Source organism: Leucobacter celer subsp. astrifaciens (genome assembly GCF_001273835.1).
Classification (GTDB): Bacteria; Actinomycetota; Actinomycetes; order Actinomycetales; family Microbacteriaceae; genus Leucobacter; species Leucobacter celer.
In genome coordinates, this window is record NZ_JHEI01000124.1 from 1 (window position 1) to 398 (window position 398).

Annotated in this window: 1 pseudogene; it reads left to right on the forward strand. The window is 76.4% G+C overall.

The window, feature by feature from the left end:
* Nucleotides 1-25: 25 nt before the first annotated feature.
* Nucleotides 26-398: pseudogene (locus AMS65_RS00430) on the forward strand (hypothetical protein); the annotation flags it as partial.

Here is a 398-nt window from a genome sequence, read left to right on the forward strand (position 1 = left end):
GTACGCCGTGGCAGGCCCGTTGCACGTGTCGACGACTGACCGCGCCGAAGCGGATGCGCTCCGACGCGCGAGCGCGGCGCCCTGGGCGCTCCTCGGATTCGGTGCGACGGCCGCGGTGCTGGCAGCCGTCGTGCCCGAGTGGCGCTGGGTGACCGTCGCTGTGCTCGCGCTCGCCGCGGTGGTGACCGCTGTCGCTGCGGCAAGCCGGCGCCGCGCACGGGGAAGCCTCGTCGCTGCGGCCGTCGGGCTCGGCGGCGCCGCCGCCGCATCAGCCGTGCTGCCGGCGGTCGGGGCGTCACCGGGCCTGGCGATTGCTGTGGCCGCGGCGGCGATCTCGGTGCTGGCGTCGCTGCTGGGGTTCATGGCGGTGTCGCCTCGCTTGCAGGCTGCTGCGACCC